Raw genomic sequence first — 13,628 nt, forward strand, 5'->3', positions numbered from 1 at the left:
TGATGAATATCCAGTTCGAAGAACGCGTCGGCCTGCACGGCGCCCGCATCGGCATCGCCAGCCTCGATGCCGAAGCCAGCCTCAACGCCCTGAGCCTGCCAATGATCGAGGCCCTCGACGCCCGGCTGCAGGAATGGGAAAGCAACCCGGAGGTCGTCTGCGTGCTGCTGCGCGGCAACGGCCCGCGCGCCTTCTGCGCCGGCGGCGATGTGCGCAAGCTGGTGGAGGCCTGCCGCGAGCACCCCGGCGAGGTGCCCCCGCTGGCGGCGCGCTTCTTCGCCGACGAGTACCGCCTCGACCACCGCATCCACACCTACTCCAAGCCGCTGATCTGCTGGGCCCACGGCCATGTGCTGGGCGGCGGCATGGGCCTGATGCAGGGCGCCGCCATCCGCATCGTCACCCCCTCCAGCCGTCTGGGCATGCCGGAGATCAACATCGGCCTGTACCCGGACGTCGGCGGCAGCTGGTTCCTCGCCCGCCTGCCCGGCCGCCTGGGGCTGTTCCTCGGCCTCACCGCCAGCGCCATCAACGCCCACGACGCCCTGGACCTGGGTCTCGCCGACCGCTTCCTGCTGGAAGACCAGCAAGCCGAGCTGCTCGACGGCCTGGTGCAGCTGAACTGGCGCGAGCAGGCCGGCGCGCAGCTCACCAGCCTGCTGCAGTCCCTGGAACACCAGGCCCGCGGCCAGTTGCCGGCGGCCCAGTGGCTGCCCCGCCGGGCGCGCATCGACGCGCTGCTGGACGTGGCCGACCTGCCGACCGCCTGGAAGGCCATCACCGCGCTGCAGCACGACGATGACGCCCTCATCGCCCGCGCCGCCAAGACCCTGGCGGGCGGCTGCCCGCTCACCGCGCACCTGGTCTGGGAGCAGATCCGCCGTGCCCGCTACCTGTCCCTGGGCGAGGTGTTCCGCATGGAATACGCCATGAGCCTGAACTGCTGCCGCCACCCGGAATTCTCCGAAGGCGTGCGGGCGCGCCTGATCGACAAGGACAACACGCCGCGCTGGCACTGGCCCGATGCCGCCGCCATCCCCCGCGCGGTGATCGAGGCGCACTTCGAGCCGGTGTGGGATGGCCCCCATCCGCTGGCAGCGCTCTAGCCCATCCACAACGGCCAAGGAGAACAACAATGAAAAAGATCGCCTTCATCGGCCTCGGCAACATGGGCCTGCCAATGGCCCGCAACCTGCTCAAGGCCGGCCATGAGCTCAAGGTCTTCGACCTGGTGCAAAGCGCGGTGGACGAACTGGTGGCCGAAGGTGCCAAGGCCGCCAACGATGCCCACGATGCCGTTTCCGGCGTCGAGATCGTGGTCAGCATGCTGCCCGCCAGCCGCCATGTGGAGGGCCTGTACCTGGGCGATGACGGCCTGCTCGCCTTCATCCGCGCCGGCACCCTGGTGCTGGAGTGCTCGACCATCGCCCCCGACTCGGCGCGCAAGGTGCACGCCCAGGCCAAGGCGCTGGGCATCGACCTGCTGGACGCACCGGTTTCCGGTGGCACCGCCGGGGCCGCCGGCGGCACCCTGACCTTCATGGTCGGCGGCGACGGCAACACCCTGGAAAAGGCCCGCCCGGTGCTGGCGGCCATGGGCAAGAACATCTTCCACGCCGGCCCCGAAGGCGCCGGCCAGGTGGCCAAGGTGTGCAACAACCAGGTGCTGGCGGTGCAGATGATCGCCACCGCCGAAGCCATGGCCCTGGGCGTGGCCAACGGCCTCGACCCCAGCGCCCTGGCGGAGATCATGCGCCAGAGCTCCGGCGGCAACTGGGTGCTGGAGCGCTACAACCCCTGGCCCGGCGTGATGGCTGCGGCACCGGCGAGTAGCGGCTACCAGGGCGGCTTCATGGCCGAGCTGATGGCCAAGGACCTGGGCCTGGCCCAGGAGGCCGCGCAGCTCACCCAGAACAGCACCCCCATGGGCGCCCTGGCGCTGCAGCTCTACAAGATGCTGCTCAAGCAGGGCAAGGGCCGCCAGGACTTCTCCGTGGTGCAGCAGCTGTTCATCGAGCCCGAGGCCTGACCGCTCGCCCCATCCTGCGAACGCTGTTTCTCCCAAACGCAAAAAGGGCCCCGAAGGGCCCTTTTTCATTCCACCGTCGCCTCAGACCAGGGTCAGGGTGACGTCGATGTTGCCGCGGGTGGCGTTGGAGTAGGGGCAGACGATGTGGGCTTTTTCCACCAGCTCGCGCGCCTGGTCCTTATCCATGCCCGGCAGGCTGATCTGCAGTTCCACCTCGATGCCGAAGCCGGTGGGGATGGCGCCGATGCCGACGATGCCTTCGATGGAGGCGTCCGCCGGAACGGCGTACTTGTCACGGGCACCGACGAACTTGATCGCACCCAGGAAGCAGGCCGAATAACCGGCGGCGAACAGTTGCTCGGGGTTGGTGCCCTCGCCGCCCGCGCCACCCAGTTCACGCGGGGTGGTCAGGGAGACGTCGAGGACGCCGTCGGAGGAGATGGCGCGGCCTTCACGGCCACCGGTGGCTTCTGCATAGGCGCGGTACAGGACGTTTTCGATGCTCATGATGTATTCCTCTGGATAGCGATTGGGGGTTATTTGGTTCGCTGTAGATTTGTGCGCTAAGCGATTCCATGGAGCGAAGATTAGTGTGCATTTATTTTGCGCGCAATATTAATTTCAAGAAGAATTGGCAATAAGTGTTCGCTTGGATGGCATAAGCAGGCGGGCTGCGGCCCGCAGCCCTGCAAAGCGGCCGGATTCAGGGTTATTGGAGGGTCGGGCTGCACTCAGCCGAAGCTGCGCACCTTGTTGCGCCCGGAGTGCTTGGCAGCGTAGAGGGCCGTGTCCGCACTCTGGATGAGCATCTCGGGCAGGTCACCGGGGCGGGGGATCATGCTGTGGATGCCGATGCTCACGGTCACCACGCCGGCCTGGGCCCCCAGGTGCTCTATGTGCTTCGTCTCGACGGCGGCGCGCACGCTCTCGGCGATCACCTGGGCGCCGGCCGGCGCGGTGTGCGGCAGGATGATGGCGAACTCTTCGCCTCCGTAGCGGGCAATGAGGTCGGTGGAGCGGATCTTGATCACCTTGAGCGCCTCGCTCACCGCCTTGAGGCACAGGTCGCCGGCACGGTGGCCGTAGGTGTCGTTGAACAGCTTGAAGTTATCCACATCGATCATCAGCAGCGAGATGGGCTGGCGGATGATCGCCGCGCGCTGGAATTCCTCGTTGAGGGTCTTGTCGAATTGCCGGCGGTTGGCGATGCCGGTCAGCCCGTCTATCGCCGCCAGCTGCGACAGCTCCTCGTTCTCCAGCTGGATGCTGCGGGCCGCCAGCAGGCGCTGGCGGGTACGCCGCACCAGCACCACGCCGATGCTCATCAGCGCCAACACCAGACCGGTGACCAGGGTCACCAGCACCACGGCCTTCTGCCGCCATTCGGTGAGCACTTCGCTCTTCTGCATCGCGGCCACCACCAGCAGCGGGTAGCCATCCAGCACCCGGTAGGCGTAGACGCGCTCGCGGCCGTCCAGGCTGGAAAGGCCGGCGCCGGTGCCCACCGGCGAGTTCTTCAGGTCGTCCATGAACAGCGGGCTGTCCTTCAGGTTGCCGGTACCGGGCTCCATCACCGGGCGCCGCACCACCAGGGTGCCGTCGTTCTCGGCCAGGAGGATGGCGCCGTTGCGGCCGATGTCGAAGTCCTTGTAGAAGGCGTTGAAGTAGCTGATGCGGATGGTCGCCAGCACCACCCCGGCGAACTCGCCATGGGGGCCGTTGAGGCGGCGCGAGATGGGCAGCACCCACTCGCCGGTGGAACGGCTCTGCATGGGCGAGCTGACCTCGATGTCGCGGCTCACCGAGTTGAGGTGGTGCTGGAAGTATTCCTGGTCGGCACTGCTGGTGGTGGGCGACGGCGGCGCGCTGGTGTAGTGGAGCCAACGCCCGCTGCTGTCGAACACGTAGATGCCGGACAGCTGCTGCGCGCGCAGCTTGTAGGCGGTGATCAGGCCCTTGATGCGCTGCTGGTCGTGCAGGTCGACGCTTTCCAGCAGGTAGACCAGGCCGCTGAGGATCAGGTCGGCTTCCTTGATGGTCTCCTCCGCGTGCTGGGAAACCGAGTAGGCCAGGTTGGCGTTGGATTTGTCCGCCTCGCTGAGGTAGTGAGTGCGGGAGTCGAACACCTGATAGAGGTTGACGCCGATGGCCACCACACCACCGAACAGGATCAGGAAGTAGGCCAGCCATAGAGCCAGGCGCGTGCGCAGGAACAGCGCCAGGCGTTTGGCTTCTACTTTCTCCATCCGTCGCTCCCCTGTGGGCCGGCTGCATGCAGCGGCTGATGTTGATGGTGGTTGAAGCCAGCTCTTCGCTTCAGACAGGAAGCTTAGCCAGCGGTGCCCGGAACGGGCCTGAAATGACGGCGGCAGGCGGAAGATTGCAAAATGCCATCACGCAGGCGGATGCTACGCGATTGCGCCCCTTGCGCGCACCCGCGCTGTCGAGCCGGCGACAGGCATGGCGCTGTGGGAACAGTGCATCGGCAGAATGGCCGCCTGGATAACCGGCAGCCCGGAGCGCCTCAGAAGCCGGCGCGGGAAAGCGCCTGGGCCAGTGCCAGCGGGTCGTGGCCATGGCAGTGGAGCACGCCGTGCTCGTCCGCCACGCCAAGGCCGAAACCCTCGTCCGCCTCCTCGAAATAGAGGAGACCGCTGGGCAGCTCGGCGACGACCAGCACCGGCTCCAGCTCGCCGAGGCGCAGCCGGGTGTGGGCATAGAAGGGAACGCGACAGGCGGCGAACACCACCTGCTGGGCAGGGGAACAGTCGTGCAGTTGCTGATGGACCAGGTTCTTCAATTCGGCAGCGGAAATGCTCTGACAAGTATCCATGGCGGGTCCGTCCTGTTCTTGTTGGGTAACCGGGCCTGGCGAAAGGATGATCGAGACCGAGGACGAAAATCTAGCAGCCCGGGAGCGCCTTGCCACCCCCATCTGTATCAGGATTCGACGAAAGCACGGGTTGCCCTTCAGCTCTGGGAGAAGCGTGGCCCCAGCAGGATGACCAGCGCACCCGCGACGCAGAGCGCCGCGCCCAGCCAATCGCTGGCCAGCGGGCGGGTGCGCTCCACCAGGCCTAGCCAGAGCAGCGAGGTGATGATGTAGATGCCACCGTAGGCCGCATAGGCGCGACCGGCGTAGGCCGCTTCGACGCGGGTCAGCAGCAGGGCGAAGCACAGCAGGCTGAGCAGCCCGGGGGCGATCCACCAGGCGCTGCGATCCAGGCGCAGCCACATGAAGAAGGCATAGCAACCGGCGATCTCGAAGAGTGCGGCGAGGAAGAACCAGAGGTAGTTGAGCATGGGGGGATGTCCTCGTCTGGAGCCGATCAGGGCGCGGCTCACGCTGCAGCTCATTGCAAGGAGCTGAAGGCAAGGAGCGCACCAGGTGTGTTCAGCCGCGCAACGCGCCTTCGCGTTCCCAGGCGCAGCGTACGCGCAGGTTGGCTTCCTGGGGGCTGTGGAAACCCTGTTCGCTTTCCCAGCGGAAGGTGTGGGTGCCGTTGAGCTCGGTCTCCAGGTGCACCACCGCACTGCCCCAGTAGAGCTGCTTGAGCAGGGCCTCGAACTGTTGCACCCACAGGTTCCACTCGTACTCCACCGCCGCGTAGCTGGCACCGAAGTGGATCACCTGGGTCTGGTAGAGCCCCTGGCCGGGGTGGGCGCTGAAGGAGAACATCTCGCGCCCGAGGAAGGGCCAGATGTCGCCGGCAGGCAGGCTTTCGATCACGCGGCGGTTGGTCGCGCGGCGCAGTTGCCGCACCTCGTCGTCGTCCGACGGCCAGTCGCGGATGCAGCCATAGACGATGGATTCAGAGTCCACGCGAGCACTCCAGAAAAACAGTGGCAGCCTTCTATCACAGGGCTGCCAGGCAGGAAAGGAATTGCCGCTGATTTCCTCGACCAGGCCCCATCAGGCCCGGCGCCGGCCCAACATCCAGGCCAGCACGCACATGGTCACCGCCAGGCCGGTGAAGACCATGAAGGGCAACTGGTAGTTACCGCCCAGGTCGCGACCGAGGCCGGCGAGCACCGGCGTCAGGCTGCCCAGGCTGTACCCGGCGAAGAGCATCATCGCCGTCCAGCGGCTCACCGCCAGGGAGGTGTTCACCTCGTACAGCGGCAGCACCATGGACAGCGCGAAGGAGCCGGAAAGCCCCAGCCCCAGCAGCACCGCCCAGACCTCGGGGTAGAGGCCGGGGGCAAAGGTGATCATCCCTAGGCACAGCGAACTGGTGATGCCGCAACCGAGCAGCAGTTGGTAGCGGTTGTCGTAGCGCTGGGCCAGCCAGGGCAGGATGAAGGCGCTGGGCAGCCCCACCAGCATGAACAGGCTGAACAGGCTGTTGCTGCGCAGCACACTGAAGCCGGCCTCGTGGTAACGCGCCACCAGCCAGGTGGTGAGGGCGTAGAACAGCCCGGCCTGGATGGCGAAGAAGGCGGTGATCAGCCAGGCACGCGGCTCACGCCAGGGCAGCCCGCCGGAGCCCCCGGCCTCGCTGCTCGTCTCCGCGCGGTTGGGCAGGAACAGCCAGAGAATCATCGCGGCCAGCGCCGGCAACGCCCAGAACGCCAGGCCCATCGACCACTCGTTGGCCAGCGCCTGGGTCACCGGCTCGGTGAGCACCGCGCCGGAGGCGCCACCGATCGTCATGCTCAGGGAATACCAGGCGACCACGCGGCCGACCTGGTCATGGAAATGACGCTTGATGAACCCGGACACCAGCGGCCCGGCGATGGCGATGCCGGCCCCCAGCAGCACGGCGCTGCCGATCAGCACCGCACTGGCGTGCCCGGCCACGCGCACGCCGCAGGCGATGACGATGAGTAGCAGGCACAGGGCGATCACCCGTTCCAGGCCGAAGCGCATGGCCAGGCGTGGTGCCAGGGGCGCAAGCAGGCCCATGCACAGCACCGGCAACGCGGTGGTGAGGCTGATCAGCCCACGGCTCAGGTCGAGCTCGCTGGCGATGCGTTCGATCAGGGGGGCAAGGGAGGTGATGCCGGGGCGCAGGTTGATTGCCGCCAGCACCAGAGCCAGCATGAACAGGGCTCGGGAAGCAGGTTTCACAGGCAGTCCAGAAGGTAAACGGCATCCAGGCCGGGGGTGCAACCCTACTCCGCGCAAGCGCAACCGGGCAAGCCACCGGCATGGATAAACTGACCGACCGGACAGAAAAACCAGCCACTAAACGCCGCTGGCAGGCCTGGCCCCACCTGCGTGGAGCCGGGCCGGAAGGGCTCACGCCTGCTGGCGGCCCTTGGCGCGCATCTTGTCCGACATGTTGGCCATCTCGTCGTAGAGCATCTGCGGGTTCTTCTGCTTCACCGCCCAGGCCATGCGGCCCTGCTCGTGGGGCAGGATCATGAAGGTGCCGGCGGCCACTTCATTGAAGATGTAGTCGGCGATATCGGCGGCGCTGATCGGCGAGCTTTCCAGCAGCTTGCCCACCTGCTGCTTCATGGCCGGGGTCGGGCCACGGAAGGAGTCCAGCAGGTTGGTCTGGAAGAACGACGGGCAGACCACGTGCACGCCGACACCTTCCTGCTTGAGTTCGATCAGCAGGCTTTCCGAGAGCGCCACCACGCCGGCCTTGGCCACGTTGTAGTTGCTCATCGCCGGGCCCTGCATCAGCGCCGCCATGGAGGCAATGTTGACGATGCGGCCCTTGCTGCGCTGCAGCAGCGGCAGGAAGGCCTTGCAGCCCTTGACCACGCCCATCAGGTTGATCGCGATCTGCCAGTCCCAGTCTTCCAGGGACAGCTCCTCGAAGAAGCCGCCGGAGGCCACGCCCGCGTTGTTGACGATGATGTCGATGCCGCCGAGCTTCTGCTCGCAGGCCTGGGCGAAGGCGGTGAGCTGGCTGTAGTCGCGAACGTCGCAGCGTTGGGTGAAGCCGTCGCCACCCGCTTCGCGGACCAGTGCGAGGGTTTCCGCCAGCCCGGGCTCGTTGACGTCGGAAAGGGCCAGCTTGCTGCCTTCACGGGCCCAGCGCAGGGCGATCTCACGGCCCAGACCGGAGCCAGCGCCGGTGATCATGATGCGGTTCTGCATGGTGAGGTTGCCTTCTTGGTATGTGCGTTGGTGCCCCGCAGTTTAGCGAGGCGCCACCCGCCAAAGCGCGAAATCAGGGCGCTGAATGACGGGGGCAAATCAACGCATCGGCGCCTTGCGCGCACCCTCGACAGGCGCTAGCGGGCGCGACGCAGCAGGCGCACCAGGAGAACACCGTAGACCAGCAGGTTGAGGCCGACGACGATGCCGCCGAGCCAGAGCTGGATGCCCGGCGTGAGGCCCGCCGGGTAGATCACCGGCAACACGTGGTGCTCGATGAAACCGCCTTCGTAGCCCTGCTCGCCGGCCGCGCGGCGCAGGCTGTTTTCCAGCGGTGTGAGCGGGCAGATCAGGTGCAGCCATTCGACGGCCACGCCCCAGCAGGCGGCGGGCAGGTGCAACAGCGCCAGCTTCGGCCAGCGCAGCACCAGCAGGCCACCCAGCAGCACGAAGAGGATGAAACCCAGGTGGAAAAGCACCACCGCGTCCGCTGCAATCCGATAAAGCATCCTGCTGTCCCCGTTCGTTCCGTGACTCGCCCCTAACTTCTGATAGTCGGCAAGCCCTTGTTTTCACTCGGCAAAAACGCCCGCGCAAGAATCTTTCATGAACCTTTGCAAAACAGGCGAAGTCGGAATTTACAGGAGCGGTCACTCACCTTGCATGCAGCGATGCATGAAGTGTGCGGCGGCTCCGGGAAGTCCAAGAACAAGGTTCATAGAAGGAGTTCCACCATGGGTATCAGTACCATTCTGCTCGTCATCCTGATCCTGCTGCTCATTGGCGGCCTGCCTGTATTCCCCCACTCCCGTGGCTGGGGTTACGGTCCCTCTGGCATCATCGGCACCCTGCTGATCATCCTGCTGGTTCTGATGATATTGGGCCGTATCTGACCACGCTCCCTCCCGGGCCACATTGGCGGATGTGGTTCGCGAGGCGAGCACCCCTTACTGTCTCCTCCCCCCCTTCTCATCCCCTCCCACCTGCAGCAGCCCCATAGGCCACACAGGCAGGGCACAGGGTGGACGTAGCATGCGCATAGGGTGGGCGTAGGGTGGGCTTCAGCCCACCGCCTCTCCGAAGCAGACCCCAACCGCGTAATCCAACCTCGCTGATCCTTTCTTCCTCGCTTCACCTCTTTCAATCACCAAAGTCCACGAGCACACCCGGCCCTCTCGGACCTGCACGTTGCCCCTTCCTCTCTCCGTCCCCCCGCCCCAAACAAAAAGGGCAGCCCGAAGGCTGCCCAATGTCACGGAGTGGTGCGTGGATCAGTGGGCGACGGCGCCGCTGGCGCCCAGGCCGGTCTGCGAGCGGACGAACTGCGGGAAGAAGCGTGCGCGTTCCTCGTCTGCAGCGGCGGACTTGTCGGTGATGGAGAAGAACCAGATACCCACGAAGGCCACCAGGATCGAGAACAGCGCCGGGTACTCGTAGGGGTAGATGGCTTCGGCATGACCGAGGATCTGCACCCAGATGGTTGGGCCGAGGATCATCAGGCCGACCGCGGTGACCAGGCCCAGCCAGCCGCCGATCATGGCGCCACGGGTGGTCAGCTTCTTCCAGTACATGGAAAGGATCAGCACCGGGAAGTTGCAGCTGGCCGCGATGGAGAAGGCCAGGCCCACCATGAAGGCGATGTTCTGCTTCTCGAACAGGATGCCCAGGCCGATGGCCAGGACGCCGAGTGCGACGGTGGTGATCTTCGATACGCGCAGCTCATCCTTCTCGTTGGCCTTGCCCTTCTTGATGACCGAGGCGTACAGGTCGTGGGACACCGCCGAGGCACCGGCCAGGGTCAGGCCGGCGACCACTGCCAGGATGGTGGCGAAGGCCACGGCCGAGATGAAGCCGAGGAACAGGCTGCCGCCCACGGCGTTGGCCAGGTGCACCGCCGCCATGTTGTTGCCGCCCAGCAGCGCGCCGGTGGCGTCCTTGAACATCGGGTTGGTGCTGACCAGGAGGATGGCGCCGAAACCGATGATGAAGGTGAGAATGTAGAAGTAGCCGATGAAGCCGGTGGCGAAGAACACCGATTTACGGGCTTCCTTGGCATCGCTGACGGTGAAGAAGCGCATCAGGATGTGCGGCAGGCCGGCGGTGCCGAACATCAGCGCCAGGCCGAGGGAGATCGCCGAGATCGGGTCCTTCACCAGGCCGCCGGGGCTCATGATGGCCTCGCCTTTCGGGTGGACCTTGATGGCCTCGCTGAACAGCATGCCGATGTCGAAGTTGACGTGCTTGAGCACCATGATCGCCATGAAGGAGGCGCCGGACAGCAACATCACCGCCTTGATGATCTGCACCCAGGTGGTGGCCAGCATGCCGCCGAACAGCACGTAGAGCACCATCAGCACGCCCACCAGGACCACGGCCACGTGGTAGTTCAGGCCGAACAGCAGTTCGATCAGCTTGCCGGCACCGACCATCTGCGCGATCAGGTAGAAGGCCACCACCACCAGAGAACCGCAGGCGGACAGGGTGCGGATTTCCTTCTGCTTGAGGCGGTAGGAGGCGACGTCGGCGAAGGTGTACTTGCCCAGGTTGCGCAGGCGCTCGGCGATCAGGAAGAGGATCACCGGCCAGCCGACGAGGAACCCGATCGAATAGATCAGGCCGTCGTAGCCGGAGGTGTAGACCAGGGCGGAAATACCCAGGAAGGACGCCGCGGACATGTAGTCACCGGCGATCGCCAGGCCGTTCTGGAAACCGGTGATGCTGCCGCCGGCGGTATAGAAGTCGGCGGTCGACTTGCTGCGCTTGGACGCCCAGTAGGTGATGTAGAGGGTGAAGCCGACAAATACCACGAACATCACGATGGCGGAGACGTTCAGCGGCTGGCGCTGCACGTCGCCTTCGAGGGCGCCGGCGGCCCACAGGGCCGGGGCCACGGCCATCAGGCCGACAATGCCGCAGATGGAGAGAATGCGCGCGATCATTGCTGCGCCTCCTTGAGGACTTCGCGGTTCAGACGGTCGAACTCGCCATTGGCGCGGCGCACGTAGATGCCGGTGAGCACGAAGGCGGAGACGATCAGGCCGACGCCGATCGGGATGCCCCAGGTGATGGACGAGCCCGGGCTGAGCTTGGTGCCGAGCACCTGGGGCTCGAAGGCGATGAGCAGGATGAAGGCCAGGTACAGGCCGAGCATGATGGCGGAGAGAATCCAGGCGAAGCGTTCGCGCTTGGCGACCAACTCCTGGAATCGCGGATTCTCGTGAATCCGCTGGTAGATGCTGTCGTTCATTGTTGTTGTCCTCTACACAGCACGTTAGTGGTGAAAACAACTCTAGAACGCTCGTACACAGGCAACAGACGACCTTAGTCGTAGCGTCGGGGCTTTCTCGACCAAGGTCGTAGGCCATTCATATAGGCGCTCTATCAGCACCATTTCCCATGCATATTTCCTTGCATGAAACAGGGCCTCTACTCTGCACCTAACTCGGAATCATTCCCATCTGCAGGGAGACCCATCATGCTCAAGACCGTCACCTTCACCGTCATGCACTTCGGCATCGCCTTCACCGTCGCCTACCTGCTCACCGGTAGCGTCGCCATCGGCGGCCTGGTGGCGATCGTCGAGCCGCTGGTCAACTCCGTGGGCTTCTACGTCCACGAGAAGGTCTGGAAGCGCTTCGAGAAGGCCAAGGCCGAAGGCACGACCGCACTTCGGGGCAACTGGCTGCACCAGCACGCCTGAACAGGCCGGAAAACACCTCGGTAATGCGCTGAAACCAGTTAGCAGGTGGCCAGCGCATTCCTACCGAACAGCTGAATCCGCTAAGATGCGCGGCTTTGCCGCCACCACGCGCCCTTAGCCCATGAGCCAGACCCGCCGCTTCCCCGTTCTGCCCTACCTGCTCGCCTCGATCGCCGCCCTGCTGCTGCTCGCCGCCCTCTGGTACGGCCAGGGCAAGCCGGTGATCCTGCCCGATGCGGCCACCCCGACGCACAAGCTGCAATGCGCCTCCTACAGCCCGTTCGACAAGGACCAGTCGCCGTTCGACCAGCCCTTCGTGCTGCGCCCCGAGCGCATGGACGCCGACCTCGAACTGCTCGCCACCCGCTTCCATTGCGTGCGCACCTACTCCATGACCGGCCTCGAAGCCATCCCGGAGCTGGCCCGCAAGCACGGCCTGAAGCTGATGCTCGGCGCCTGGGTCAACGGCAACCCGGTGGACACCGGCAAGGAGATCGACGCGCTGATCAAGGCCGCCAACGCCAACCCGGACGTGGTCGAGGCGGTGATCGTCGGTAACGAAACCCTGCTGCGCAAGGAAGTCACCGGCGCCCAGCTGGCCAAGCTGATCGGCCAGGTGAAGGCCCAGGTCAAGCAGCCGGTCACCTACGCGGACGTGTGGGAGTTCTGGCTCAAGCACCCCGAAGTCGCCCCGGCGGTGGACTTCCTCACCATCCACCTGCTGCCCTACTGGGAAGACGACCCCGCCGGCATCCACGAGGCCCTGGCCCACGTGAAGGACATCCGCGAGGAATTCGGCACGCGCTTCGCGCCCAAGGACATCGTGATCGGCGAAACCGGCTGGCCCAGCGAAGGCCGCCAGCGCGAAACCGCCCTGCCCAGCCGCGTCAACGAAGCCCTGTTCATCCGTGGCTTCGTGCACATGGCCGAAGAGAACGGCTGGCGCTACAACCTGATCGAAGCCTTCGACCAGCCCTGGAAGCGCGAAAGCGAAGGCGCTGTCGGCGGCTACTGGGGCCTGTTCAGTGCTGACCGTACCGAGAAGGGCGTGCTCGCCGGCCCGGTTTCCAACCTGCCGAACTGGCCGCTGTGGCTTTCCGTCAGCGGGCTGATCTTCGCCCTCACCCTGATCGTCGCCGGGCGCCCCGCCTCCAGCCGCGCCGCCCTGCTGCTGCCCCTGCTGGCCGCACTCGGTGCCGGTTGCATCGGTATGTGGGCCGAACTGGCACGCATCACCGCTCGCTTCGCCGGTGAATGGGCCTGGGCGGCCTTCATCGTCGGCCTCAACCTGGTGGTGCTGATGCACGGCGCCCTGGCGCTGTCGACCCGCGAAGGCGCCCGTGGCCGCCTGTTCGCCTGGCTCGACACCCGTGCCAGCTGGTGGCTGTCCGCCTCTGGCTTCGCCGGTGCCGTGCTGATGCTGGCCCTGGTCTTCGACGCCCGCTATCGCAGCTTCCCCAGCGCCGCACTGCTGCTGCCGGCGGTGGTCTACCTGTGCCGCCCGGTGAAGGCACCGCGCCGCGAGATCGCCCTGCTGGCTCTGTTCATCGGCCTGGGCATCATCCCGCAGCTCTATGAGGAGACCCTAGGCAATATCCAGGCGATCGGCTGGGCCGCCACCGCCCTGCTGCTGACCCTCGCCCTGGTACGCAGCCTGCGCCTCGGCCGCTGAGCCAGATGCAACGAAAAAGGGATGCCTCGGCATCCCTTTTTTATGGCCCGCGATAACCGGCCTGCTGGCGTGGGAGCGGTTTCAACCGCGATGCAGCGGGCAGGGCCTTTCGCGAATGAATTGGCTCTGTCTGCGTTAGCTGTTGTGGTTTTAAAGCAAGCGCTCAAGCACG

General features: G+C 65.6%; 15 protein-coding genes. 5 read left to right on the forward strand and 10 right to left on the reverse strand.

Going from position 1 to position 13,628, the window contains the following annotated elements; genetic code table 11:
* The first annotated feature begins 2 nt into the window (after positions 1–2).
* Both PI990_RS23615 and mmsB read left to right on the forward strand, forming a co-directional pair.
* Positions 3–1,106 (forward strand): enoyl-CoA hydratase/isomerase family protein, encoded by a 1,104-nt coding sequence (locus tag PI990_RS23615; protein ID WP_271658666.1) that lies wholly within the window; start codon positions 3–5, stop codon positions 1,104–1,106.
* 29 nt (positions 1,107–1,135) lie between these two features.
* A complete protein-coding gene (mmsB, locus tag PI990_RS23620; protein ID WP_271658667.1) occupies positions 1,136–2,029 on the forward strand; it encodes a 3-hydroxyisobutyrate dehydrogenase in 894 nt (297 codons plus the stop codon).
* Positions 2,030–2,110: 81 nt separating this feature from the next.
* Here the strand turns inward: mmsB and PI990_RS23625 are convergent, their stop codons facing one another.
* The 8 genes from PI990_RS23625 to PI990_RS23660 all read right to left on the reverse strand — a co-directional run bounded on the left by PI990_RS23625 (position 2,111) and on the right by PI990_RS23660 (position 8,593).
* A complete protein-coding gene (locus PI990_RS23625; protein WP_043245217.1) occupies positions 2,111–2,536 on the reverse strand; it encodes an organic hydroperoxide resistance protein in 426 nt (141 codons plus the stop codon).
* A gap of 224 nt (positions 2,537–2,760) precedes the next feature.
* Entirely contained in the window at positions 2,761–4,275 is a 1,515-nt protein-coding gene (locus PI990_RS23630; protein ID WP_271658668.1) for a sensor domain-containing diguanylate cyclase, read from the reverse strand.
* A 278-nt stretch (positions 4,276–4,553) separates the two neighbouring features.
* Positions 4,554–4,862, reverse strand: coding sequence for a hypothetical protein (locus PI990_RS23635; protein ID WP_021221270.1), 309 nt, complete (start codon positions 4,860–4,862; stop codon positions 4,554–4,556).
* 137 nt (positions 4,863–4,999) lie between these two features.
* Positions 5,000–5,332: a YnfA family protein gene (locus PI990_RS23640; RefSeq protein ID WP_021221271.1), complete on the reverse strand. Its 333-nt coding sequence runs from the start codon at positions 5,330–5,332 to the stop codon at positions 5,000–5,002.
* Between the two features lie 91 nt (positions 5,333–5,423).
* Positions 5,424–5,852, reverse strand: a complete 429-nt coding sequence (locus PI990_RS23645) for a hypothetical protein (protein WP_111260484.1) — start codon at positions 5,850–5,852, stop codon at positions 5,424–5,426.
* Positions 5,853–5,942: 90 nt separating this feature from the next.
* The gene (locus PI990_RS23650; RefSeq protein ID WP_184487784.1) at positions 5,943–7,100 is read right to left on the reverse strand and encodes an MFS transporter; all 1,158 of its coding nucleotides are present in this window, start codon (positions 7,098–7,100) and stop codon (positions 5,943–5,945) included.
* 171 nt (positions 7,101–7,271) lie between these two features.
* Positions 7,272–8,084 (reverse strand): SDR family oxidoreductase, encoded by an 813-nt coding sequence (locus PI990_RS23655; RefSeq protein ID WP_021221274.1) that lies wholly within the window; start codon positions 8,082–8,084, stop codon positions 7,272–7,274.
* A gap of 137 nt (positions 8,085–8,221) precedes the next feature.
* Positions 8,222–8,593, reverse strand: a complete 372-nt coding sequence (locus PI990_RS23660) for a DUF2784 domain-containing protein (RefSeq protein WP_271658669.1) — start codon at positions 8,591–8,593, stop codon at positions 8,222–8,224.
* A gap of 225 nt (positions 8,594–8,818) precedes the next feature.
* Here PI990_RS23660 and PI990_RS23665 point away from each other — a divergent pair, with 225 nt between their 5' ends.
* Positions 8,819–8,977, forward strand: coding sequence for a DUF3309 family protein (locus PI990_RS23665; protein ID WP_021221276.1), 159 nt, complete (start codon positions 8,819–8,821; stop codon positions 8,975–8,977).
* Between the two features lie 378 nt (positions 8,978–9,355).
* Here the strand turns inward: PI990_RS23665 and PI990_RS23670 are convergent, their stop codons facing one another.
* Complete coding sequence (locus PI990_RS23670; protein ID WP_271658670.1) at positions 9,356–11,023, reverse strand: cation acetate symporter; 1,668 nt, start codon at positions 11,021–11,023, stop codon at positions 9,356–9,358.
* Complete coding sequence (locus PI990_RS23675) at positions 11,020–11,331, reverse strand: DUF485 domain-containing protein (protein ID WP_021221278.1); 312 nt, start codon at positions 11,329–11,331, stop codon at positions 11,020–11,022. The genes PI990_RS23670 and PI990_RS23675 overlap by 4 nt, the downstream gene beginning before the upstream one ends.
* A 228-nt stretch (positions 11,332–11,559) precedes the next feature.
* On the opposite strand from PI990_RS23675, the gene PI990_RS23680 reads away from it, so the two are divergent.
* Both PI990_RS23680 and PI990_RS23685 read left to right on the forward strand, forming a co-directional pair.
* Positions 11,560–11,784 carry a DUF2061 domain-containing protein gene (locus PI990_RS23680; RefSeq protein WP_271658671.1) on the forward strand — a complete coding sequence of 75 codons (225 nt, stop codon included), beginning with the start codon at positions 11,560–11,562 and terminating at the stop codon, positions 11,782–11,784.
* A gap of 121 nt (positions 11,785–11,905) precedes the next feature.
* Positions 11,906–13,456, forward strand: coding sequence for a glycoside hydrolase family 17 protein (locus tag PI990_RS23685; protein WP_184487781.1), 1,551 nt, complete (start codon positions 11,906–11,908; stop codon positions 13,454–13,456).
* Positions 13,457–13,628: the final 172 nt, after the last annotated feature.

Source organism: Pseudomonas sp. TUM22785 (genome assembly GCF_028198105.1).
Lineage (GTDB): Bacteria > Pseudomonadota > Gammaproteobacteria > Pseudomonadales > Pseudomonadaceae > Metapseudomonas > Metapseudomonas solani.

What these genes read in the sequence shown, in the direction of transcription:
- PI990_RS23615 (WP_271658666.1), top strand. Translation starts at nt 3, where the DNA reads ATGAATATCCAGTTCGAAGAACGCGTCGGCCTGCACGGCGCCCGCATC.
- mmsB (WP_271658667.1), top strand. Translation starts at nt 1,136, where the DNA reads ATGAAAAAGATCGCCTTCATCGGCCTCGGCAACATGGGCCTGCCAATG.
- PI990_RS23625 (WP_043245217.1), bottom strand. Translation starts at nt 2,536, where the DNA reads ATGAGCATCGAAAACGTCCTGTACCGCGCCTATGCAGAAGCCACCGGT.
- PI990_RS23630 (WP_271658668.1), bottom strand. Translation starts at nt 4,275, where the DNA reads ATGGAGAAAGTAGAAGCCAAACGCCTGGCGCTGTTCCTGCGCACGCGC.
- PI990_RS23635 (WP_021221270.1), bottom strand. Translation starts at nt 4,862, where the DNA reads ATGGATACTTGTCAGAGCATTTCCGCTGCCGAATTGAAGAACCTGGTC.
- PI990_RS23640 (WP_021221271.1), bottom strand. Translation starts at nt 5,332, where the DNA reads ATGCTCAACTACCTCTGGTTCTTCCTCGCCGCACTCTTCGAGATCGCC.
- PI990_RS23655 (WP_021221274.1), bottom strand. Translation starts at nt 8,084, where the DNA reads ATGCAGAACCGCATCATGATCACCGGCGCTGGCTCCGGTCTGGGCCGT.
- PI990_RS23660 (WP_271658669.1), bottom strand. Translation starts at nt 8,593, where the DNA reads ATGCTTTATCGGATTGCAGCGGACGCGGTGGTGCTTTTCCACCTGGGT.
- PI990_RS23665 (WP_021221276.1), top strand. Translation starts at nt 8,819, where the DNA reads ATGGGTATCAGTACCATTCTGCTCGTCATCCTGATCCTGCTGCTCATT.
- PI990_RS23670 (WP_271658670.1), bottom strand. Translation starts at nt 11,023, where the DNA reads ATGATCGCGCGCATTCTCTCCATCTGCGGCATTGTCGGCCTGATGGCC.
- PI990_RS23675 (WP_021221278.1), bottom strand. Translation starts at nt 11,331, where the DNA reads ATGAACGACAGCATCTACCAGCGGATTCACGAGAATCCGCGATTCCAG.
- PI990_RS23680 (WP_271658671.1), top strand. Translation starts at nt 11,560, where the DNA reads ATGCTCAAGACCGTCACCTTCACCGTCATGCACTTCGGCATCGCCTTC.
- PI990_RS23685 (WP_184487781.1), top strand. Translation starts at nt 11,906, where the DNA reads ATGAGCCAGACCCGCCGCTTCCCCGTTCTGCCCTACCTGCTCGCCTCG.